The organism is Serratia ureilytica (genome assembly GCF_017309605.1).
Classification (GTDB): domain Bacteria; phylum Pseudomonadota; class Gammaproteobacteria; order Enterobacterales; family Enterobacteriaceae; genus Serratia; species Serratia ureilytica.
Genome location: NZ_CP071320.1, coordinates 2054225 through 2075839, shown reverse-complemented (window position 1 = coordinate 2075839; position 21615 = coordinate 2054225). Strand labels below are relative to the sequence as shown.

20 protein-coding genes are annotated in these 21615 nt (G+C 63.2%); 2 read left to right on the top strand and 18 right to left on the bottom strand.

Going from position 1 to position 21615, the window contains the following annotated elements; all coding sequences use genetic code 11:
* Nucleotides 1-2: 2 nt before the first annotated feature.
* Entirely contained in the window at nt 3-1010 is a 1008-nt protein-coding gene (cydB, locus tag J0X03_RS09595) for a cytochrome d ubiquinol oxidase subunit II (RefSeq protein WP_033643414.1), read from the top strand.
* Nucleotides 1011-1024: 14 nt separating this feature from the next.
* Nucleotides 1025-1177 (top strand): DUF2474 domain-containing protein, encoded by a 153-nt coding sequence (locus J0X03_RS09590; protein ID WP_004934619.1) that lies wholly within the window; start codon nt 1025-1027, stop codon nt 1175-1177.
* Nucleotides 1178-1186: 9 nt separating this feature from the next.
* Here J0X03_RS09590 and J0X03_RS09585 read toward each other — a convergent pair whose 3' ends face one another.
* From J0X03_RS09585 to J0X03_RS09500, 18 genes are all read right to left on the bottom strand, one after another.
* Complete coding sequence (locus J0X03_RS09585; RefSeq protein WP_033643416.1) at nt 1187-1453, bottom strand: hypothetical protein; 267 nt, start codon at nt 1451-1453, stop codon at nt 1187-1189.
* Complete coding sequence (locus tag J0X03_RS09580) at nt 1450-1674, bottom strand: hypothetical protein (RefSeq protein ID WP_025303190.1); 225 nt, start codon at nt 1672-1674, stop codon at nt 1450-1452. The genes J0X03_RS09585 and J0X03_RS09580 overlap by 4 nt, the downstream gene beginning before the upstream one ends.
* A 106-nt stretch (nt 1675-1780) precedes the next feature.
* Nucleotides 1781-2866, bottom strand: coding sequence for an acyl-CoA desaturase (locus tag J0X03_RS09575; protein WP_160204364.1), 1086 nt, complete (start codon nt 2864-2866; stop codon nt 1781-1783).
* Nucleotides 2863-3945, bottom strand: a complete 1083-nt coding sequence (locus tag J0X03_RS09570) for a fatty acid desaturase family protein (RefSeq protein WP_142075653.1) — start codon at nt 3943-3945, stop codon at nt 2863-2865. The genes J0X03_RS09575 and J0X03_RS09570 overlap by 4 nt, the downstream gene beginning before the upstream one ends.
* Entirely contained in the window at nt 3938-5071 is a 1134-nt protein-coding gene (locus J0X03_RS09565) for a sterol desaturase family protein (RefSeq protein ID WP_160204365.1), read from the bottom strand. Before J0X03_RS09565 ends, J0X03_RS09570 begins: the two co-directional genes overlap by 8 nt.
* Entirely contained in the window at nt 5068-5685 is a 618-nt protein-coding gene (locus tag J0X03_RS09560; RefSeq protein WP_033650909.1) for a phosphatase PAP2 family protein, read from the bottom strand. The genes J0X03_RS09565 and J0X03_RS09560 overlap by 4 nt, the downstream gene beginning before the upstream one ends.
* A complete protein-coding gene (locus tag J0X03_RS09555) occupies nt 5682-6968 on the bottom strand; it encodes a F390 synthetase-related protein (protein ID WP_160204366.1) in 1287 nt (428 codons plus the stop codon). The genes J0X03_RS09560 and J0X03_RS09555 overlap by 4 nt, the downstream gene beginning before the upstream one ends.
* The gene (locus J0X03_RS09550; protein ID WP_122003916.1) at nt 6965-7771 is read right to left on the bottom strand and encodes an MBL fold metallo-hydrolase; all 807 of its coding nucleotides are present in this window, start codon (nt 7769-7771) and stop codon (nt 6965-6967) included. The genes J0X03_RS09555 and J0X03_RS09550 overlap by 4 nt, the downstream gene beginning before the upstream one ends.
* Entirely contained in the window at nt 7764-8780 is a 1017-nt protein-coding gene (locus J0X03_RS09545; RefSeq protein ID WP_160204367.1) for an NAD-dependent epimerase/dehydratase family protein, read from the bottom strand. Before J0X03_RS09545 ends, J0X03_RS09550 begins: the two co-directional genes overlap by 8 nt.
* The gene (locus J0X03_RS09540) at nt 8777-9784 is read right to left on the bottom strand and encodes a 3-oxoacyl-[acyl-carrier-protein] synthase III C-terminal domain-containing protein (RefSeq protein ID WP_096242331.1); all 1008 of its coding nucleotides are present in this window, start codon (nt 9782-9784) and stop codon (nt 8777-8779) included. The genes J0X03_RS09545 and J0X03_RS09540 overlap by 4 nt, the downstream gene beginning before the upstream one ends.
* A gap of 273 nt (nt 9785-10057) precedes the next feature.
* A complete protein-coding gene (gene narI / locus J0X03_RS09535; RefSeq protein ID WP_033643426.1) occupies nt 10058-10735 on the bottom strand; it encodes a respiratory nitrate reductase subunit gamma in 678 nt (225 codons plus the stop codon).
* A gap of 2 nt (nt 10736-10737) precedes the next feature.
* Nucleotides 10738-11460, bottom strand: coding sequence for a nitrate reductase molybdenum cofactor assembly chaperone (gene narJ / locus J0X03_RS09530; protein WP_042784780.1), 723 nt, complete (start codon nt 11458-11460; stop codon nt 10738-10740).
* On the bottom strand, nt 11457-13001 hold the full coding sequence (gene narH, locus J0X03_RS09525) for a nitrate reductase subunit beta (RefSeq protein ID WP_160204368.1): 1545 nt from the start codon (nt 12999-13001) through the stop codon (nt 11457-11459). The genes narJ and narH overlap by 4 nt, the downstream gene beginning before the upstream one ends.
* Nucleotides 12998-16759 carry a nitrate reductase subunit alpha gene (locus tag J0X03_RS09520; RefSeq protein ID WP_160204369.1) on the bottom strand — a complete coding sequence of 1254 codons (3762 nt, stop codon included), beginning with the start codon at nt 16757-16759 and terminating at the stop codon, nt 12998-13000. Before J0X03_RS09520 ends, narH begins: the two co-directional genes overlap by 4 nt.
* 279 nt (nt 16760-17038) lie before the next feature.
* Nucleotides 17039-17941 (bottom strand): glycosyltransferase family 2 protein, encoded by a 903-nt coding sequence (locus J0X03_RS09515; protein ID WP_033650901.1) that lies wholly within the window; start codon nt 17939-17941, stop codon nt 17039-17041.
* Nucleotides 17942-17986: 45 nt separating this feature from the next.
* Nucleotides 17987-18973, bottom strand: a complete 987-nt coding sequence (locus tag J0X03_RS09510) for a glycosyltransferase family 2 protein (protein ID WP_069100991.1) — start codon at nt 18971-18973, stop codon at nt 17987-17989.
* 12 nt (nt 18974-18985) lie between these two features.
* The gene (locus J0X03_RS09505; RefSeq protein WP_042784785.1) at nt 18986-20869 is read right to left on the bottom strand and encodes a carbohydrate binding domain-containing protein; all 1884 of its coding nucleotides are present in this window, start codon (nt 20867-20869) and stop codon (nt 18986-18988) included.
* Nucleotides 20866-21609, bottom strand: coding sequence for a glycosyltransferase family 2 protein (locus J0X03_RS09500; RefSeq protein WP_033643433.1), 744 nt, complete (start codon nt 21607-21609; stop codon nt 20866-20868). Before J0X03_RS09500 ends, J0X03_RS09505 begins: the two co-directional genes overlap by 4 nt.
* Nucleotides 21610-21615 lie beyond the last annotated feature (6 nt).

Genomic DNA, 21615 nt, shown 5'->3' with positions numbered 1-21615 from the left:
ACATGGGTATCGATCTTCCGCTGATTTGGTTTGTCATCATCGTGTTCAGCACCATGATGTACGTGGTGATGGACGGTTTCGATTTGGGCATCGGCATTCTGTTTCCGTGGGTGAAGGCGAGCGGCGACCGCGATCTGATGATGAACACCGTCGCCCCGGTGTGGGACGGCAATGAGACCTGGCTGGTGCTGGGCGGCGCGGCGCTGTTTGGCGCCTTCCCGCTGGCCTACTCGGTGATCCTCGACGCGCTGGCGATCCCGCTGACGCTGATGCTGATCGGGCTGATTTTCCGCGGCGTGGCCTTCGAGTTTCGCTTCAAGGCGACGCCGGAGAAGCGCCATATCTGGGATAAAGCGTTCATCTGGGGCTCTCTCTTCGCCACCTTCAGCCAGGGGGTGGTGGTGGGCGCCGTGATCAACGGCTTCCCGGTAGAAGGCCGCACCTACGCCGGCGGCGCGCTGGACTGGCTGACGCCGTTCGCGCTGTTCTGCGGGCTGGGGCTGGTGGTGACTTACGCCCTGCTCGGCTGTACCTGGCTGGTGATGAAAACCGCCGGTGACCTGCAGGCGCGCATGTATCACCTGGCGACGCCGCTGCTGGCGATCCTGCTGCTGGTGCTGGCTGCGGTCAGCATCTGGACGCCGATCGCGCATCCCGAAATCGCCGCGCGCTGGTTTACGCTGCCTAACCTGTTCTGGCTGCTGCCGGTACCGCTGCTAGTGCTGCTCAGCGCCTGGGGAATTCAACGCGGAGTGAAACGCGGCGCGCACTACTCGCCGTTTATGCTGACGCTGCTGCTGGTGTTCCTCGGCCTGAGCGGGCTTGGCATCAGCATCTGGCCGCACCTGATCCCGCCGGCCATCAGCCTATGGGACGCCGCAGCACCACCGCAGAGCCTCGGCTTTATGCTGGTGGGCGCGCTGTTCATCATCCCAATCATTCTGGTCTACACCTTCTGGAGCTACTACGTGTTCCGCGGCAAGATCAGCCATGAACACGGCTATCACTGAGGAAGGAGGACGCTATGCAAGATAAAACGGCAGCCGCCGCTCCGGCGCCCTGGTGGAAACGCATCGGTTGGCTGGTGATCATCTGGAGCGCCAGCGTGCTGGGGCTGTTCGTGGTTGCCTCGCTGTTCCGCCTGCTGATGACTGCGGCGGGCATGAAGTCGCATTGACGCGGCGCCTTATCTGGACGCGCTGTTGGGAAAGTAAAAAGAGACCACCAGCGTGACCAGCGGCAAGGCGCCGATCTTCACCAGCTCAAACACCTGATTCAGCGCTTCGTTTTTCTCCCAATACGCGTGGGCGGCGAATACGCCCACGCTGACCGCGAATATCCCGCACAGCACCTGGCGTGCCAGGCGCAGCCGCTCCATTTCGTCGAAGACCAAGACCTGCTCCAGATAAACCTGGCTGGCCTCATCGCGCAGATTACGGCTTTCGATGTTCATGGGAAGATCTCCACGACCCGCCCCACCGCTTCAAGCTGTTCACCCTTCTCCCGTACAATGCCAAGAGAAGTACCATCCTGTTTCATCCAGTACTTATCGGCAAGGGTAATCAGTGCAAACGCCATTTTGATTACCTCGGTTTTTTCCATCCCGTGACGCCGGGCGATATCGTTCAGATCATCATCAATTTTGTTCGATAACCGAATCGGCAAGCTGCGCATAGTCCACCTCCTGTGGCCGTTGATTCACAGAGGGAAAGTCTACTGGAAGGGCAAATATCGTTCAATTAGTGAACTGCGTAACGCCTCGCACAATTCGCATGCAACGCTAGTGCGGCTTGCGGCCCATCGCGCTGAGGAAGCGTTGCTGCAGACGCAACAGCTCCTCCAGCTCCAGCAGGCGGTAGTCGATGCCGAAGCGCGGCGCCACCTCGCCGATGATGCGGCTGAGCGCCGGGTAATGGCGGTGGCTCCAGTGCGGAAACAGATGATGCGTCAAATGCAGGTTCGCCCCGCCCAGCCAATAACCCAGCCAGCGCGGCCGAGTCTGCCAGTCGAACGTGGTGGCGAACACATGGTGATACCAACCGTGCGGCATCGCGCCCTGCGCCGGCGCCTGATAAAAGTTGGCCTTGGCCCAGTGGGTGCCGATGATCAACATCACGAACAGCAATGAAGAAAGCATCTGGCTCAGCAAATAGACCAGCAGAATTTGCCCGATGCCGATAGCCGGCGGCAACAGCCAACATGGGATCGCCAGCGCCAGCAGCAGGTGCGCCGCCTTCCCCGCCAGAAACCCGCTCCAGCCGCGTACGCCCTGCTGCGCCATGCGCGCTGCCACGCGGGTGCGGCCCGCCCTGTCCAACCAATCGAACAGCCAGATGTAGTACGGAAAAGTCAGCGCCGCCACCAACGGCCAATAGTAACGCTGCGCGCGCATAAAGGGCCGCCAGCGCTGGAACGGCGTTTGCCGCAGCACGCCGTTGGCGTCGATATCGGGATCGTAATGTTCGATGTTGTTATGGGCATGGTGGAACAACACATGCCGCACGCGCCAACAGTCGGGATCCAGCCCCAGCGGCACGCTCACCAGTGCGTTCAGCCAGCGGTTGGCCCAGGGGCGGCGGAAAAACGCGTTGTGCGAGGCGTCGTGCACCACGTTCACCGTCAGGAACATGCCGATAAAGATAAAGCCGAAATAACAAGCGAAAAACGCCCAGCCGTTTTGCTGCTGCAGGCTCAACCCGTAACACAGGCCGCACAGCGCCAGCAGCAGCGCGACCTTCGCCAGCATGCCGCCGTCGGCGAAACGGTGATCGCCGTGGGTCGCCAGATAGTGCTGGGCGGCCTGCATCAGCGCGCGGTGCAACCCGTTGTCGTCGCGCCGATAGGCTAACGGACGCAGCGGTTTCATGGTTGCCCCATCCGCCGCAAGAAGCGCTGTTGTTGCGCCAGCAGTTCACGATAGCCAATGCAGCGGTACGCCATGCCGTGCCGCTGCGCGACCTCCGCCACCGCGGCAGCCAGGGCCGGATAGTGGCGATGATTCCAGCCGGGAAACAGGTGATGGGTCAGGTGATAGTTTAGCCCGCCGGTCAGATGCTCCAGCCAGCGCGGTTCGGGCTGCCAGTCGCAGGCGGTGGCGAAATTGTGCCGATACCAGCCTTGCGGCATGCTGTCGCCCGTCGGCGCCGGGTAAAACTCGGCCTGCGCCCAATGGGTGCCCAGCAGCAAGAACACCACCAGCAGCGAGGCGCACATCTGGCTGAGCGCGTAAGCCAGCAACACCCAGCCCCAGCCGATGCCGTGCAAGTGGCCCACGACCAGCGGCGCCACCAGCACCAGCGCCAGATGCGCGAGCTTGCACAGCACGAACAGCGTCCAACCGCCGCGCCCCGCCAGCACGCGTTTTTCCCGCAGCGGCGTTTTATCGAGCCGATCGGACCAATCGAAAATCCAGGCGATATAGGGCAGCGAGAGCGCGGCGATCAGCGGCCAGTACAGATGCTGATAGCGCATATGGGGCCGCCAGCGCTGGAACGGTGTCTGGCGGAAAAAGCCGTTCTCTTCGGTATCCAGATCGTAATGTTCGACGTTGGCGTAAACGTGGTGGTAATCCACATGCCGCGTGCGCCAGTAGTCCGGATCGACGCCCAGCGGCAGCGTCACCAACCGCCCCACCAGCCGATTGGCCCAGGGCGCACGCAGGAAAGCGTTATGCGAAGCATCGTGGTTGACGTTGACATTGAGCAGCATGCCCATGGTCACGAACAGGAAATAGCAGAGGAAAAACGCCCAGGGCTGATGCTGCAGCAGGCTCAGCGCGTAAAACCCGACGCACAACGCCAGCAACAGCGCGGCCTTGGCCAATCGCGCGGCATCGGCATAGCGATGATCGCCCGCCAGACAGGCGTGGGCCGCGCGCTTAAGATCGCGGTGGAAGGCCTGTTCGCCATCGGCGGGAAAACGCAGCGGCGGCAATGATTCAGCCATGCGGTTCCTCCACGGCGGCCGGTGCGGCTACTCTTCCCCAGCCCAACGCGACGCACAGGGCATGCAACGCCACGGCGGCCATGGCGATATGCCAATAGCGCTGCGGCCAACCGAGATAGCCGATAAACAGCAGCGGCATGCCCAGCGCGATCATCAGCCAGACGGCGCTCGCCCACCGCCGCCCTTCCGTCATGCCGCCCAGCGCCACCGATCCCAACGCCAGCAGCGCCAACAGCGCCATTTGCGGCCAGCTGATGTCGCTATAGCCGTAACCGTATTGGTAGACGTAACCGACCACCAGCGAGAACAACAGCATGGCGCCGCTGAAAACGCTGAACGCCGAACGGCGGTCGCGTGGCCGGCCCGGCGCCGGGCGCCATGCCAGGCGCAAATAGCGCAGGAACGGCAGATTGCTCGCCCAGAATGGGTTGGCGGACGGCCTGTCGCCGCCGACGCCATAGCTGAACGGCGTGCTCGGCAATGCCGGGCAAAAGGTGCCGAACAGCTTGTCCCAGAAGATAAAGCTGCCGCCGAAGTTCTTATTGGAATACGCCATGTCCTTGACGTGATGCACCCGGTGATGCGCCGGCGTGACCAGGATGTTTTCCAGCACGCCGAGCTTCGGAGTCAGCGCATTGTGGTTAAACAGCTGAATGCTGTAATGAAAAATAGAGACCGCAACGAACACCGACAGCGGCACCCCCGCCAGCGCCAGCAGCAAAAAGAACGGGATCGACGTCAGCGACGAATACCAGGAGTTGCGCACCCCCAGCGACAGATTAAAGTGCTCGCCCTGATGGTGCACCACGTGCACCGCCCACAGCAGGCGGAAACGATGGTGCAGACGGTGCAGCCAGTAGAAACCGAAGTCCCACGCCAGCAGGGCGAACAGCCACATCAGCAGCGGCGGCCAGGCATCCAGCAGCCCCAGGCTGAAATGCGCGGCCACGTAGCCGTAGCAGGTGATCTCCAACCCGCGGAACAGCCACAGCATGATATGGCCGGAATTCAGGTTGAACACCAGATCGTGCCAGTTGACCGGCTCGCGACGCCCCCACTGCAGCGCCACCGCCTCGGCCACCACGATGAACAGCATGAACACTATCGGCAATGCCAGATCGCTCATCCCATTTCTCCTTTAACGACGCGCCTGCGCAGGGTTTTCATGCGCAGGGCCAGCCAGCCGGCGAACAGCGCCAGCAGCGCGCCGCCGGCCAAATCGACAAACAAATGCCGACGCAGTTGCAGAATCGAGAACGCGATCGCCACGCCCCACAGCATCCACAGCGCCGTGCGCACTTTGCGCTCGCCGTCGCTCAGCGCCCACACCGCCAGCACCGTCAGCGCCATATGCAATGAAGGCAGGCAGTTTTGCGGCGAGTCCACCCGGGTTAACGCCGCCAGCAGTTGCGCGCTGATCCCGACGCCATCGTTCTGCGGATAGGCCATGGTGGTCGGCCACAGCAGATAAACCGCCCCGGCGCCCAGCGCGGTCAGCTGCATCGCCAGCGTCAGCCATTTGATCCGCGGCAGCGGCGCCAGCAGATAGCCCGCCGGGACGATGAGGAAGAACGACAGATAGAGCCAGATGGCCGTGGGGCTGAACGGGATCGCCCGATCAAGCGCCGACGGCGGCAACAGGGTTCCCGCCCCCTGCAGGCGATCGGTCAGGCTATACACCACGCCGACCGTGCCCCATCCCAGCAGCATGTGCCATAGCCTGAACAGTGCGCTTTTCATGCCTCCTCCGCCCGGCGCACGATGCGCCGCCGCTTGCGATCGAACTGCGGCAGCACCGCTTGCGCCGTCAACCGCCATTCGAGGCGATCGGTGGCGATGCCCTGACGAGCGAACAGCGCCATCAGCTGCGCCTGACAGTGCGCCAACGCCGCCGGGCTGCAATCGGCAATCAATTCCAACCGCCGTTCGCCGCGCTGGATCAGGCGGTAATCGCTGGTCAGCGGCAGCGCATTGGCGATCGTTCGGCTGCAGGCATCGGCGAACACCGCCTGCGGTTGCCGCTGCGCATCGGGCAGCATCAGCTGATCGTCGCGCCGCCCCTCGATACGTGCGATCGCCCGCGTCGGTTGCCCGCACGGGCAGGGTTCCTTGCGCAGCACCAGTACATCGTCCAGCCGATAACGCACGATCGGCTGCGTGCTGCGGGTAAAGTCGGTGATCAACGGCGTGAAGCGCAGTTCGTCGATCCACTGCGGCTCGATATGCAAAAACTCTTCGTTCAGATGCAGCGTACCGTGCGCGCAGGTCGCGGCAAGAAATCCTTCGGTGGCCTGATACACTTCGCCGACCGCCGGAAATACCTGCAGCAGCAGGCGGCGGTCCTGCTCTTCCAACACCTCGGCCACCGAGATCGCTTTTTTGACCGGCAATTTCACCTGCCCGGCCAGCACCGCCAGCGCCAAGGCGCGCAGCACCTGCGCCGGGGCCACGATGATGCTGGGCGCCTGCCGTTCCAATGCGGGCAAATGCTCGCTGAACGGCGCAAGCAGATCGTAAAACGCCAGGCTCAGCCAACGGTTGTTCACGCTGTGATAGAGATTATTGTCCGCCCGCAGAAACAGCGCAACGCGCTCGCCGGCCAACAGCCCGTCCGGCAGCATCTTCGCCAGCATGCCGCCGGCCCACACCTGCTGCTCGCGCGGGCTGACGACAAACACGCCGCGCTGCCCGGAGGTGCCGGACGACAATCCGACGCTGTAGCGCCCGATCTTCGGCGTGAAATCGCGATCCGCCTCGCTGCGCTGCGCGCAGGCCAGCACCGCATCGCGCTGCAGCCCGGCGGTGTTCATCCGGTCGAACTGCGCCATCATCAGCGCCTTGTCCATCTGCGGCCATTCGGCGAACGGCCGGCGGCTGAAACGCTGAAAATAGGGGCTCTTGCTCAGCACCCGGCGGGCAAAGCTCTCAAGCTGCCGGGCCTGATGCGCCTCCAGCGCCGCACGATCGCCAAAGCGCAGGCGCCGGGCGCGGAAATAGTGCCAAAGGGTCATGAAAGGGATCACAGATCCCCCTCGTGGCACAGCAAAATGTTGACCTGGCCGCCCGCCCACAGCTGGTTGAGCCGCTCCAGCGTGCGGGTGTACGCCGCCGCATCGTCCATCACCAGATTGGCCAGGCGCGAAGGCCCGCGCAGCGTCTGGTAACTCTGCGGCGACCAGGCGGCGTCGCTGGCCAGCAGCGTCCAGCCGGCGTCGGTGAGAATAAAGGCGCCGATATGGCCGGCCGCATGCCCCGGCAGCGGCACCAACACGATCTGCCCTTCGCTGCCCGGCAGCGCGTAACCGCGATCGAACGGCGCCAGCAGCGCGGGCAACGCCACCGAGGGAAAAGCCTCCATAAACTGCAGGCGGCTCTCGAAATCCGCCGGGATCAGGCCGGGAATAAAGGCGCGCTTCAGCGCCGCGAAACCGCGCAGCCCACGGGTTTGCTGCCAGCCCTCGCCGGAGCAAATAAAGTCGAGTTGGCTGAAATCCTGCAGCCCGGCGATGTGATCGGCGTGAAAATGCGAGACGATCAGCGCCTGAATATCCCCCTCGGCATAACCGGCTTCGCGCAGCTGATGCGCCAACGACTCGGCCGGATCGAAATAGACCGGCGTCATGCGGCGGTAAAGGCTGAACAGCCCCGACTGCGTGTGCTGCTGAAAATAACGCGCGTAGCCGGTATCCCACAGCCAGCGGCGCTCCCCCACCTCCAGCAAATAGGCGCGCGCCGGGAATTTGCACACCCGGAATCCGGCGCCGCGCAGCGCCATGCAGCCGATATGCGTGCAATAGCCCACTTCAAACACGGTGACCTTAGCCATGCTGTCCGCCTCCTTGCCGCCGCAGCCACTCGCCGGTCAGACGAATGCCCTCTTCCATCGAATAACGCGGCCGGTAACCCAGCTCTTCGATCGCACGGGTCTGGCTCAGCGTCATGTCAAAATGCACCGCCGCCACGCTGTAGCGCGTCAACAGCGGTTCCTTGCCGCTCAGCGTCGCCCACAGCTCCATGCCGCCGGCCAGCGTATGCAGCAGCGGATACGGCACGGCCTGCAGCCGGTAACTCAGCCCCAGTTCCTGACGCAGCAACGCATCCAGCATCTCCGCCAGCCGCTGCGGTTGGTGGTTGGTGATGTTGTACACGGCGCCGGACGGCAATCCGCGCTGCCGGCTGGCCAGATCCATCGCGTGCACCACGTTGGGGGCGAAGGTCAGATCCAGCAGCGCTTGTCCGCCGCCGGGCAATCGCAATACCCCGCGGTCGCGTTCGAGCTGCTGCAACAGCCGCGGCACGATCACCCGATCGTGCGGGCCAAACAGGCCGCGCGGCCGCAGCATAATATAGGTGGTTTGCGGATAGATCTTCGCCTGCGCCAACAGGCGCTGCTCGGCCGCATACTTGCTGGCGGCATAGTGATTGGCGAAGCGCCGGGCGCGGTAACCCTCGTCAAGATCGTAATGCGGCTGAAAATCGAAGTAGATTGCCGGCGTGGAGATATGCACGAAGCGCCGCACGCCGCAGCGCCCGGCCGCCTCCGCCAGCTTATCCGTCGCCGCGGCGTTGATGCGGTGAAACTCCGCTTTGCCGCCCCAGGGCGAAGACTTGGCCGCGCAGTGCCAGACCCACTCGCAGTCGGTCACCAGCTCCCGACACTGCTGCGGCGTGGCCTGCGCCAGATCGAGCGCGCAAAACTCGGCGCCCAGCTGACGCAGCGTTGCGCCGGCCCGTTCATCGCGGCCGGTAGCGCGCACCTGATGTCCGGCCTCCAGCAACCACTGCGCCGCGTTGCGTCCCAGCCCGCTGGTCGCCCCGGTGACCAGCACCCTCATGGCAGCAACACCATGCCGGCCAGCGCCAGCCCGGCGGCGGTGCCGATCAGCATCACCGGCTGACCGGGATTGAAGCGCCCGGTGGTCACGGCGGCATGCAGCGCCGTCGGGATAGACGCCGCCACCTGATTGCCATGATGGCGGTAGATATCGACCAGCGCCTCGCTGGAGACGTGCAGCCGTTTGCGCATATGTTCGAGCGACAGATGGCTGGCCTGATGCGGCACCACGGTGGCGATCTGCGCCAGGGTCAGGCCGCTGGCGCTCAACAGCCGATCGAGGTAACCCTCAATCAGCGCCGACGCCTGGCGGAACAGCGGCTTGCCCTGCATATGAAACAGGAAGTCTTGCTCACACATGCCGGCGCGCGGGTTGCGACGCGTGCCGCCGGCGCGGATCTCGCACAGTTCGCTGCCGGTGGGGTAGGTTTCCACCAGGCTGGCGAGGATGCCGCTGGCGCCGTCGCCGCACTCCACAATGGCGCAGGCCGCGCCGTCGCCGAAGATCAGCGACGACTCTTCGTGCTGCCAGTCGATGCCGCGTGAAGCGAGATCCGCCGAGATGATGGCGATGCGTCGATACGTCCCGGCGTTCAGCAGCCCTGCCGCCACCTGCAGCGCAGAGATAAAGCTGACGCAGCTGCTGTTGATGTCGAAGCCCGGCGTGCCCGGCGCCAGCCCCGCCACCTTGAGAATGTGCGCGGCGGTGCACGGCAGCGCCTGCACCGAAATCGCCGAGGCAGAGATCAGCAGATCGATCGAGTCCGCCGGAATGGCGTGGCGAGCCAGCGCATCTTGCAGCGCGGCAGCGGCGAGTTCGGCCTGGCTGGCATCGTCGGCGGCGTGATAGCGGTAAACGATGCCCGAGCGTTTTTCAACGTAGCCGGCCGGTTTCCCCAGCCGAGCGTCGAGCGCAGAGGACGCCACGCGGTTAGGCGGCAACGCGGCCCCGGTGGCGATGATTTTCAGAGGCAGCAGCTCGGGTGAGCGTAATTGTGTGGTCATTATTGTTATTGATTAACCTGACTATCCATAAAGCGATTCTCCCGTACGGCGCGCAGGCCACACGGATCATCCCCGGTTTTTATGTCCCAAAATGCCTTTCATCAAGGCGGTATCTCTTGTTATCGGCTACCACAGGCCGACGTCCGTCGGCGGAAGCATAAACGTAACATAACTGAGATAGTGAGTTTACGACAAGGCGACGAGAATGGGCAGACGGCGGGAGAATTATCGGAATAGCGCCGCCGCTGGCGATCGGCGGCGGCGGGGTCAGGCTCAGCGGCGGTTGCGCACCAGCTGGTAACGGCGGGTCAGGTACTCTACCGGCGCACTCCAGATATGCACCAGGCGGCAGAACGGGAACAGCACGAACAGCGTCATGCCCAGCACCATATGCAGCTTGAAGATCAGCGCCACGCCTTCCAGGTGCGCAGAAGCGCCGGCGTGGAAGGTCACGACCGCCTGCGCCCAGGCCACCAGCTTCATCATTTCGCTGCCGTCCATATGCTGGGCGGAGAACGGAATGGTCAGCAACCCCAGGCACACCTGCACCACCAGCAATGTCAGGATCAGGATGTCGGCGACGCTGCTGGTGGCGCGCACCCGCGGGTTGGTCAACCGGCGCTTCAGCAGCAGCGCGCCGCCGATCAGCGTCATCAGGCCGCAGGCGCCGCCGGCGATCATCGCCAGCTTCTGCTTCACGTCGATCGGCAGGAAGGCCTCATACATCCAGTGCGGCGTCAGCATGCCGAGGAAGTGGCCCGCGAAGATGCCGATAATGCCGATGTGGAACAGGTTGGACGCCAGCCGCATGCCCTTTTTATCCAGCATCTGGCTGGAGCCGGCACGCCAGCTGTACTGCCCGTAGTCGTAGCGCAGCCAGCTGCCGATCAGGAACACCGCGCCGGCCAGATAAGGGTAGATGTCGAAGAAGAACTGATTCAAAAATTGCATAATTAGCGTCCTTTGGTTCCGGTTAACGCATCCGTCAGGTCCAGATACTGTGGCGCCACCGCGCCGGCGAATCGCCGCTGGTGCGCCGTCTGCTGGGCGGAGGCGCAGCCCTGCTCGCCGAGAAATTTGACCTGCTCCTCTTCCCATACCGCATCCAGCGCCTGCGGCGTATCGTCGCGCGCCTCTTGCGCCACCTGCGTCTTCAGCGCCTGCGCCTGCGCATCGCTGCCGGACAGCGCCAACAGCAGATCGAAAAGCACCGCGTACGGGCTTTCGCGCTGCTGCAAGCGCGCGCCCAGCAGCGCCAGGATCGGCGCAATGTCCTGCAGCCCTTCCCGCACCTGTGCCGCGCTGCGGCTGGCCAAATACTCCAGGTACAGCGGCAGGAAATCAGGCAGCTCGCGGCTGTCGATCTCCAGCCCGGCGGCGCGGTACTGCGCCATCAGGTCAACCATCGCCTGGCCGCGATCGCGCGACTCACCGTGCACGTGCTCAAACAGCAGCAGCGAGGTGGCGCGGCCGCGATCGAACAGCTCGCAATAGTCGGCCTGCGCGTCCAGCAACGGGCGCGCGCACAGGCGGCGGATAAACAGAATCAGCAGCGCGCTGTGGTGCAGATCCAGCTCGCTGGCCGGTTCCAGCGCTTCAATCAGCGCCTGCTGATGGTCAAACAGCGCCTGCTCCGGGTAATCCAGCAGGCGGGCGATCACTTTCAGGCTGATCATGAGGCATCCTCCGGCCGCGCGGTTTTCGCGGTCACGTCGATGGCGTCGATACGACGGCTGTTGAACAGATTGAACTTGCCGTCGCTGCCGTGGCAGCCGTCGCCGAAGCTGAAACCGCAGCCTTTGCTTTCGGGGAAGGCTTCGCGCGCCAGCTCGCGGTGGCTCGACGGCACCACGAAGCGATCTTCATAGTTGGCGATCGCTAGGTAGCGATACATCTCCTGCGCCTGCGCTTCGCTCAGACCGACCTGCTCCAGCGCGCTGATGTCCACCACGCCGTCGACGGTTTCCGCCCGTTTGTAGTGGCGCATCGCCAGCATGCGTTTCAGCGCCAGCAGCACCGGCTCGGTATCGCCGGCGGTCAGCAGGTTCGCCAGATACTGCACCGGAATGCGCAGGCTCTCGACGTCCGGCAATACGCCGCTGTGCGCCAGCTCGCCGGCGTCGGCGGCCGACTGAATCGGCGACAACGGCGGCACGTACCACACCATCGGCAGCGTGCGGTATTCCGGATGCAGCGGCAGCGCCAGTTTCCAGTCCATCGCCATTTTGTACACCGGCGACTGCTGAGCGGCTTCGATTACGCCCTGCGGCACGCCGTCCGCCAGCGCCTGAGCAATCACCTTCGGGTCATGCGGATCGAGGAAGATATCGAGCTGGCTCTGGTACAGATCCTTGTCGTTTTCCACCGCCGCCGCCTGCTCGATGCGATCGGCGTCGTACAGCAGCACGCCGAGATAGCGGATGCGGCCGACGCAGGTTTCCGAACAGACCGTCGGCTGCCCGGCTTCGATGCGCGGGTAGCAGAAGATGCACTTCTCGGACTTGCCGCTCTTCCAGTTGAAGTAGATTTTCTTGTACGGGCAACCGGTCAGACACATGCGCCAACCGCGACACTTGTCCTGATCGATCAGCACGATGCCGTCTTCGCCGCGCTTGTAGATCGCCCCGCTCGGGCAGGTGGCAACGCAGGCCGGGTTGAGGCAGTGCTCGCACAGGCGCGGCAAATACATCATGAAGGTGTTTTCGAACTGGCCGTACATTGCCTTCTGCAGGTTGTCGAAGTTCTTGTCCTGCGAACGTTTTTCGAACTCTCCGCCGAGGATCTCTTCCCAGTTCGGGCCGTTTTCGATCTTGTTCATGCGCCGGCCGGTGATCACCGAGCGCGGGCGTGCCACCGGCTGGTGTTTGCCCTGTTTGGCGGTGTGCAGGTGCTGGTAGTCGTAATCGAACGGCTCGTAGTAGTCGTCCAGCGCCGGCACGTCCGGGTTGGCGAAGATTTTCGCCAGCACGCCGACGCGGCTGCCCATGCGCGGTTCCAGCTTGCCGTTGATTTTACGGATCCAGCCGCCCTTCCACCTCTCCTGATCTTCCCAGGCGTGCGGATACCCGACGCCGGGCTTGCTTTCCACGTTATTGAACCAGGCGTACTCCATCCCCTCGCGGCTGGTCCAGACGTTCTTGCAGGTGACCGAACAGGTGTGGCAACCGATGCACTTGTCCAGATTCAGCACCATGCCGACTTGCGAACGAATTTTCATTTGTTGTTCTCCTGCTGACTGCCCTGCGCGTAGTCGTTGCCTTCGTCGTCCAACCAATCAATGCGGTTCATCTTGCGCACCACCACGAACTCGTCGCGGTTGGAGCCGACGGTGCCGTAGTAGTTGAAGCCGTAGGCCAGCTGCGCATAGCCGCCGATCATGTGGGTCGGTTTCGGGCAAGCGCGGGTCACCGAGTTATGGATGCCGCCGCGTTGGCGAGTGATCTCCGAGCCGGGCAGGTTCACGATGCGCTCCTGCGCGTGGTACATCATGGTCATCCCCGCCGGGATACGCTGGCTGACCACCGCGCGCGCCGTCAGCGCGCCGTTGGCGTTGAAGGCCTCGATCCAGTCGTTGTCCGCGATGCCCAGATCTTTGGCGTCGTCTTCGCTCAGCCAGACGATCGGGCCGCCGCGCGACAGCGTCAGCATCAGCAGGTTGTCGCTGTAGGTGGAGTGGATGCCCCACTTCTGGTGCGGCGTCAGGAAGTTCAGCGCCTTCTCCTTGTTGCCGTTCGGTTTGCTGTTGAGCAGCGGCTGCGCGGCGCGGGTGTCGATCGGCGGCCTATACGCCAGCAGGCTTTCGCCGAAGGCGCGCATCCACTCGTGATCCTGATACAGCTGCTGACGGCCGCTGAGGGTGCGCCACGGGATCAGCTCGTGCACGTTGGTGTAGCAGGCGTTATAGGAGACGTGCTCGTCTTCCAGGCCGGACCAGGTTGGGCTGGAGATGATTTTGCGCGGCTGCGCCTGAATGTCGCGGAAGCGAATTTTCTCGTCTTCCTTGTTCAGCGCCAGATGCCGGTGATCGCGGCCGGTGACGTTGCTCAGCGCTTCCCAGGCTTTCACCGCCACCTGGCCGTTGGTTTCCGGCGCCAGCGACAGGATCACTTCCGCCGCGTCTATCGCGCTCTCGATCTTCGGCCGCCCCGCCGCCGGGCCATCGGCCTTGACGTAGTTAAGCTGCTTGAGGAAATCGACCTCGGTCTGGGTGTTCCAGCTGATGCCCTTGCCGCCGTTGCCCAGTTTGTCCATCAACGGCCCCAAGGAGGTAAAGCGCTCGTAGGTGGCCGGATAATCGCGCTCCACCGCGATGATGTGCGGCGCGGTTTTGCCGGGGATCAGTTCGCACTCGCCTTTCTTCCAATCCTGCACGCCGTAAGGCTGCGCCAGCTCGGCGGCGGAGTCGTGCTGAATAGGCAAGGTCACCACGTCGGTTTCCTGGCCCAGATGGCCGACGCACACCTCGGAGAAGGCTTTGGCGATGCCCTTGTAGATTTCCCAGTCGCTCTTCGAATCCCAGGCCGGATCGACCGCCGCCGACAGCGGATGAATGAACGGATGCATGTCGGAGGTGTTCATGTCGTCTTTTTCGTACCAGGTGGCGGTCGGCAGCACCACGTCGGAATACAGGCAGGTGCTCGACATGCGGAAATCGAGCGTCACCACCAGATCCAGTTTGCCTTCGCCGCCCTGCTCGCGCCATTCCACTTCCTGCGGCTTCACGCCGCCCTGCTGGCCGAGATCTTTCCCCTGGATACCATTCTCGGTGCCCAACAGGTATTTGAGCATGTATTCATGGCCCTTGCCGGAAGAACCCAGCAGGTTGGAGCGCCAGACGAACAGGTTGCGCGGGAAATTCTGCGGATTGTCCGGCTGCTCGGCGGCAAAGCCCAGCGCGCCGCTCTTCAGGCTGTCGACGGTGAACTCGACCGGCGATTGGCCGGCGGCGCGGGCCTGCTCCGCCAGGCGCAGCGGGTTAGCGCCCAGTTGCGGCGCCGACGGCAGCCAGCCCATGCGCTCCGCGCGCACGTTGAAGTCGATCAGGCTGCCGCCGAAGCGCGATTTGTCCGCCAGCGGCGACAGCAGCTCATCGGTGCTGACGGTTTCATAGCGCCATTGGCTGGAATGGTTGTAGAAGAACGAGGTGCTGTTCATATGGCGCGGCGGGCGTTGCCAGTCAAGGCCGAACGCCAGCGGCAGCCAGCCGGTTTGCGGCCGCAGTTTTTCCTGGCCGACGTAGTGCGCCCAGCCGCCGCCGCTCTGGCCGACGCAACCGCAGAAGATCAACATATTGATCAGGCCGCGGTAGGTCATGTCCATGTGATACCAGTGGTTGACGCCGGCGCCGACGATGATCATCGAACGGCCGTGGGTCTTCTCGGCGTTTTCCGCGAACTCGCGGGCAATGCGGATGATGTTGTGGCGCGACACGCCGGTGATCTGCTCGGCCCAGGCTGGGCTGTAAGCCTTGACCTCGTCATAGTCGGCGGCACAGTTGGCGTCGTCCAGCCCGCGCTCCAGGCCGTAGTTGGCCAGCGTCAGGTCATACACGCTGGTCACCAGCGCTTCACTGCCGTCCGCCAGCCGCAGGCGTTTCACCGGCAGCTTGTGCAGCAGGATTTCGTCCAGCGCCACGCTGTTGAAATGCTCGCTGTCGGCGCCGCCGAAGTACGGGAAGCCCACCTCGGCAACGTCGTCATGCATGCCCAGCAGACTGAGCTGCAGCTCGACTTCCTGTTGCGACTTGCCTTCGCGCTGCTCCAGGTTCCACTTGCCCTTCTCGCCCCAGCGGAAACCGATGGAGCCCTGCGGCGCCACCAGCTCGCCGCTGCGGCTGTCGATAGCGACGGTTTTCCACTCGGGATTGTTTTCCTGGCCCAGTCCGTCCACCAGATCGGCGGCGCGCAGCAGGCGGCCGGCGGCGTAGTGGCCGCCTTCACGCGGCTCCAGCAGCACCAGCATCGGCATGTCGGTATAGCGGCGCACGTAGTCGCGGAAGTAGCCGACTTCGCGATCGAGATGGAACTCTTTCAGCATCACATGGCCCATCGCCAGCGCCATCGCGCTGTCGGTGCCCTGCTTCGGATTCAGCCAGTGGTCGCACAGCTTGGCGACTTCGGCGTAGTCCGGCGTCACCGCCACGGTTTTGGTGCCCTTGTAGCGCACTTCGGTAAAGAAGTGGGCGTCCGGGGTGCGCGTCTGCGGCACGTTGGAGCCCCAGGCGATGATGTAGGAGGAGTTGTACCAGTCGGCGGACTCCGGCACGTCGGTCTGCTCGCCCCAGGTCATCGGCGAAGCCGGCGGCAAATCGCAATACCAGTCGTAGAAGCTCAGGCAGGCGCCGCCGATCAGCGACAGGTACCGAGCGCCGGCGGCGTAGGACACCATCGACATCGCCGGGATCGGCGAGAAGCCGATAATGCGGTCAGGGCCGAAGGTTTTGGCGGTATAGACGTTGGCGGCGGCGATCAGTTCATTGACCTCTTGCCAGCTGGAGCGGACGAAACCGCCGCGGCCGCGCGCCACCTTGTAGCTTTTGGCTTTTTCCGCATCGCCGACGATCGATCCCCAGGCCTCGACCGGATCGCTGTGCTGCGCTTTCGCCTCGCGCCACAGTTTGAGCAGCCGCTTGCGCATCAGCGGGTATTTCAGCCGGTTGGCGCTGTACAGGTACCAGGAGTAGCTGGCGCCGCGCGGGCAGCCGCGCGGTTCATGGTTGGGCAGATCGGGGCGAGTGCGCGGATAGTCGGTTTGCTGGGTTTCCCAGGTCACCAGACCATTCTTCACGTAGATCTTCCAACTGCAGGAACCGGTGCAGTTCACGCCGTGGGTGGAACGCACCACTTTGTCATGCTGCCAACGGCTGCGGTAGCCGTCTTCCCAGTCGCGGTTGGTGTTCAAGGTCTGGCCGTGATCGCCAGAAAAAGGCTCCGCCAACTGCTTGAAATAGCGGAAACGGTCTAAAAATTTGCTCATCCGGAATGCTCCTGAAGGCTCTTGTCGTTATAAGAAGACATGCTCAATCTGCCGCCAGCCTACTGACGGCCAACCGGCGGCAAATTGATTGCGATCAAGAGAAAGCGGCGGGCGACGCGTGCGTCGGGCGGGAAATACCACCAAAGTATAGGGGCGAGGAATAGGATTAATTGTTTGAATTAAAACGAATAAATCAGAATATCAAGATGAAGGTGAACGGGCGGGAGGCAAGACGGGGTATTTGGGGGTAGGACGCGGGGGAAAACCCCGCGTCGGGTTTCAGAAAGGGACGCCGCGGAAGAAGACGTTGCGCAGAATGTTCTTCATGTAAACGCCGGCCATCACCCCGCTGTTGACATAGATGATGCCCTTCATGCCGTGCAGCACGCCGCCGAGACGGCTTCGGCTATCGGTGATGATGCGCGACGTGATGCAGGTGTGGCGCAGCCGCATCACCTTGCGCGCCCGCGGCGAAATCTGCGGCATCAACCGGCGCTCGAACTGCATTTTGTTGTGATAGCCGATGATGCCTTTCGGGCTGGAGGTAATACGCTCACCGTCGTGATCGTTATGCACCGCCAGGCGCTCGTGCAACGTGCCGATGCGCATGCCCGCCGCCAGCAGGCGATAAATGAAGATATGATCCTGATAACGCGGGGTATTGAAGAACCCGCGCACCGCGATCGCCGCCTCGCGGCGCAGCATGATCATCGGCGTGTAAGCGACGCCGGCCAGCATGAAGTCCTCCAGGCCGTCGCAGCGGGCGCGGTAATAGCGCTCGGCGCTGATTTGGCCATCCTGCAGAATATCCATATCGCACAGGCTGACGGGGTAATCGCCGCGCTGCATAAAGGCCAGCTGACGGGCGATCTTCTCCGGGTGGTAATAATCGTCGTCGTCCAGAAAAGTGAGGTATTCCCCGGTGGCGCGCAGGATGCCGCTGTTGCGCGCGCGCGCCCCGCCGCCGTTGCGCGCGCGCGGGCAATAGACGATCTGCCCGGCGGCAATATAGCCGGCCAGCCGTTCGCGGGTGGCCTGGCGCTGCGGATGGTTCGGCGGATTATCGTCCACCACCACGATCTCCACCGGCTGATGGGTTTGCGCCAGGACGCTGTCGATGGCGCGCGCCAGTAGTTCGCTGCGGCCATAGGTCGGAATAATGACGCTGACTTTGATACTCATAATGGGCTTCCACGCGGGTTTATCGTCGTTCGGGCACGGTCAGATTCACCCGAAACGGTTGTAGAGACTGGCCATCAGGTAGTAGACCAGCGGACTGCGGTAGAACAGGCGGTTCTTGCGGCTCAGCATTTGCCGCTCCTCCGCCCGCAGCCGGGCATAGCGCCGTTTCAGCTCGGCGGTTTCCCGCAGCGCGTCGCGCAGGCCGAAGAAGTCCAGCCCGACCAGCAGACGCGCCTTCAGCGTGGTGACGAACAGCACCGAGTGGAATCCCTTCCCCCCCTCGCGGCGACGCCCGCTGTCAGCGCGCTCGATGGCGTAATCGAGATCGTCCAAATCCCGCCGCTTCGGCGCGCGCGTGATGCCGTTGGGGTTAGCGCGGTATCCTACCAACGGCGTGTCGCACACCACGATGCGGTTCGCTTTCAGATACAGCTGCGGGATCAGCTGGATATCCTCGAAGTTGCGCCCCGCCGGAAACGCGGCGTCGTTGAACAGCGAACGGTGATAAATCCGCGCCCAGGCGTACCACAGGCTGCGGTTAAAACTGTCAGCCAGCAGCGCCATATGCGGCTCGCGCTCCTGTGGCGCGGCGTTGCCGGGCACGATCGCCATCAGGCCATCCGGTTCTATCTTGCCGTTTTTCAGCCGCGAGAAGCGCTGGGCGTTGAACGCCACGATCTCCACCTGCGGGTTATCCGCCAGCAGGCGCCCCAAAATGCTGAAATAGCCCGGCAGCAGCACGTCGTCGGAGTCCAGAAAACCGAGATATTCGCCGTCGGCATGGGCGATCCCGGCGTTGCGCGCGGCGCTCAACCCCTGGTTTTCCTGGCGCAGGATGCTGACCTGCGTTTTCAACGCCGGATAACGGCACAGCACCTCTTGCGCGACGGCGATGGAGCCGTCCGGGCTGCCGTCATCGACGAGGATCACTTCCGCCCAGTCGGGCAATTGACTCAGCACCGAGTCCAGGCACGCTTCGATGTAGGCTTCCACCTTATACACCGGGACGATCAGGCTTAGCGTGATAGTCATGAACGGGTATCCTTATTGATTGCTAGTGTCTCGTTGCACCCACAGCGCGCTGCTGCCCACCGCGGGCAATTTGGCGTCGATCTGCGGCTGTCCCTGCCAGCGCCAGCCGGGCGGCAGGTCAAAACGGGCGGCCATCGGCCGATAGTACGGGTTGGCGATCAGCACCAGGCCGCGCTCGCCGTCGATAAACAGCCGCGCCGGTACGGCAGTGTTGTTGCCGGACAGCGTCGCACTTTCGCCCGAGAGCAGGTACGGCGTGAAGCTGTCGATCTGTTGCGCCACGCGGGCAACCCCTTGCCAGATACCGTCGAATTCCTGTTGGTTGAAATCGCCGCTGCGGCGCTTGTAGAACAGGTCGGTATAGGAGTAGAACAGCAGCCCTTTGACGCCGCCGATCAGCCCCAGCCAGGCCTGGTTGCGGATCTCCGCTTCGCTCGGCTGGCGCGGCTTGCGGTGCGGCTCATAGGCGGCGTGATCCATGATCTGCATCACCAGCCAGGCGCCCTTCGCCTGGCGCGCCACCTGCACCGTCAGGCGCGAGTATTCCAGCGTGCGCGTCATGTCGGCATCGCGTCCGACCGGATAAGGATCGCTGGCCAACACGTCGGAACTGTTGAAATAGGCGTTGAGCGCGCCGGTCTGGTTCAGCGCCTGAAAGGTCAGATGGTCAGGGTCTTGTTGCTTCACCTGCAGATGCATCTGCTCTATCTGCGGCGCGTACTTCGGCGCCAGCTCATCGTTGATGTACCAGGCGAGCAGGTTCGGCTGAGTTTTAAACTTCTCCACATAAGACGCCGTCAACTGCGGGTAGCTCAGGCGCGTTTTCGGCGCAGAGTCGAGGCCGGGGTAGAAATCCTTCAGCGAGAAAATCACCTGCAGCCCGTACTGCTGCGTTTTGCGGAAATAGGCGTACGGGTCGCGCCCTGCGCCGTAGTTGTAATTCAGCACGGTGTTGAAACCGGCGTCGCGGATGCGCGCCAGATGCTCATCGGTCGCCATGTTGCCGTACATGTAGATGCCCAGCGGAAAGAAGCGCTTGCCCTGCCGCAGCGTATAGCCCTGCTCGTCCAGCGCCACTTTCGGCGGCGCCTCGCCGATGCTGACCGGCATTTCGCTGCTCCGGCTGTGCTTCGACGCCACGTCCGTCACCTGCTGCTGCAGGCGGTACTCGCCGGCGGCCAGGTTGGCCGGCAGCGAGAACTCTACGCGCTGACGCTCGGCGACATGGTAGCGGCGGCTCTCCTGCCGCACGGCGGTGCGTTGGCTATCGAGCAGCGTACTTTCCACCTGCACTTCCTGAGGCTGCTGCACTTCGATCAGGCTGGAGGCCGATTGCCCGCCGGCGCGCATCTGATACAACGCCGGCGCCGTCGGCTGGCTGCAAACGTAGGCATCGTCGAACCAGGCGTTGCCGGTCGTGCCCTTGCGCATATATAGCCCCAGTACGGTGGTGGTGGCCTCTGCCGGCACGGTGAAGCTGCCTTCCACCGGCTGCCAACCGCTGCTGCCCAGCAGGCCTTGCGGGTAGCTGCCGGCCAGGTGGCGCCCCTTGGCGTCATAGCTTTCGACGTACACCCCGGCGCCCGGCTGATCGCCTTTGCCGCGCAGGTTATCGCCGCGCACCCACACGCCGAACGCGATCGTCTGGCCCGCTTTCACCTGCAGCGTTTGCAGCATCTGGTGATACTCCGCCGGGTCAGGATTGCTGTAGTACAGGCTGGCACGGCCGCTGCGGCCGCCGGAGACCACCTTGGCCGGCGGCAGCGACCAGCCCGTCTGTCCCTGCTCAAAGCCGGGGTTGGTCAGCAGATTGGTCTCGCAGCCCGCCGCCCCGGCCTGAGCCGCCAGCCCGCATCCGATCAGCACGCAGGCTGCGTTCAAGATTTTGCTGGTCATTGTCTTTTCATCACCGCGCTGTACAGGTAGGAGAAGAACAGATAGCAGGATTTTTGATAAGAGAGCCCCAGATGACGACGGTAGATCTGCCACTGCCAGTCCGCCGCGCGGATCTTGTTGCCGGACAGCGAATTGGCGGACAGCCGGTAAAACGCCAGCGGCTCCGGAATGCAGTACGCCAGGCGATTGCGCGCGCGCTCCAGAATAGACAGCCACATCACGTAGTCTTCATGCCCGACCTTGCGCTGGTAGACCTTGCCGACCCGGCGCTGGTTGTACATGCCGGTCAGGTTGCCGATCCAGTTGCTTTTCAACATGTCGCGGTAGGCGATGATCTCCCCGGCGCCGCGGTAATTTTTCACCTGCGCCAGGTCATTCTCGAAGGTGTAATAGTGCGAGCAGACCACGTCGTAACGCTGGGTTTTAAGGATGCCGACCTGGCGGGCCAGCTTATTCGGGTGCCAAACATCGTCGCTGTCGCAAAACGCGATGTAGTCGCCGCGCGCCGCCTCGATGGCGATATTGCGCGTTTCGGCCACCCCCTGATTGGCGTTGTTGCGAATGTAGGTCAGCCGATCGTGAATGAACGGCTTGACCACCTCAGCGGTGTTGTCGGTGGAGGCGTCGTCAATCACATACAGGTGATAGTCCTGATAAGTTTGATTCAATACGCCAAGGATCGACTCGCGGATAAAACCGGCGGCGTTATAAGCCGGCATAATGACGGACACTTTTTCCATGATGAT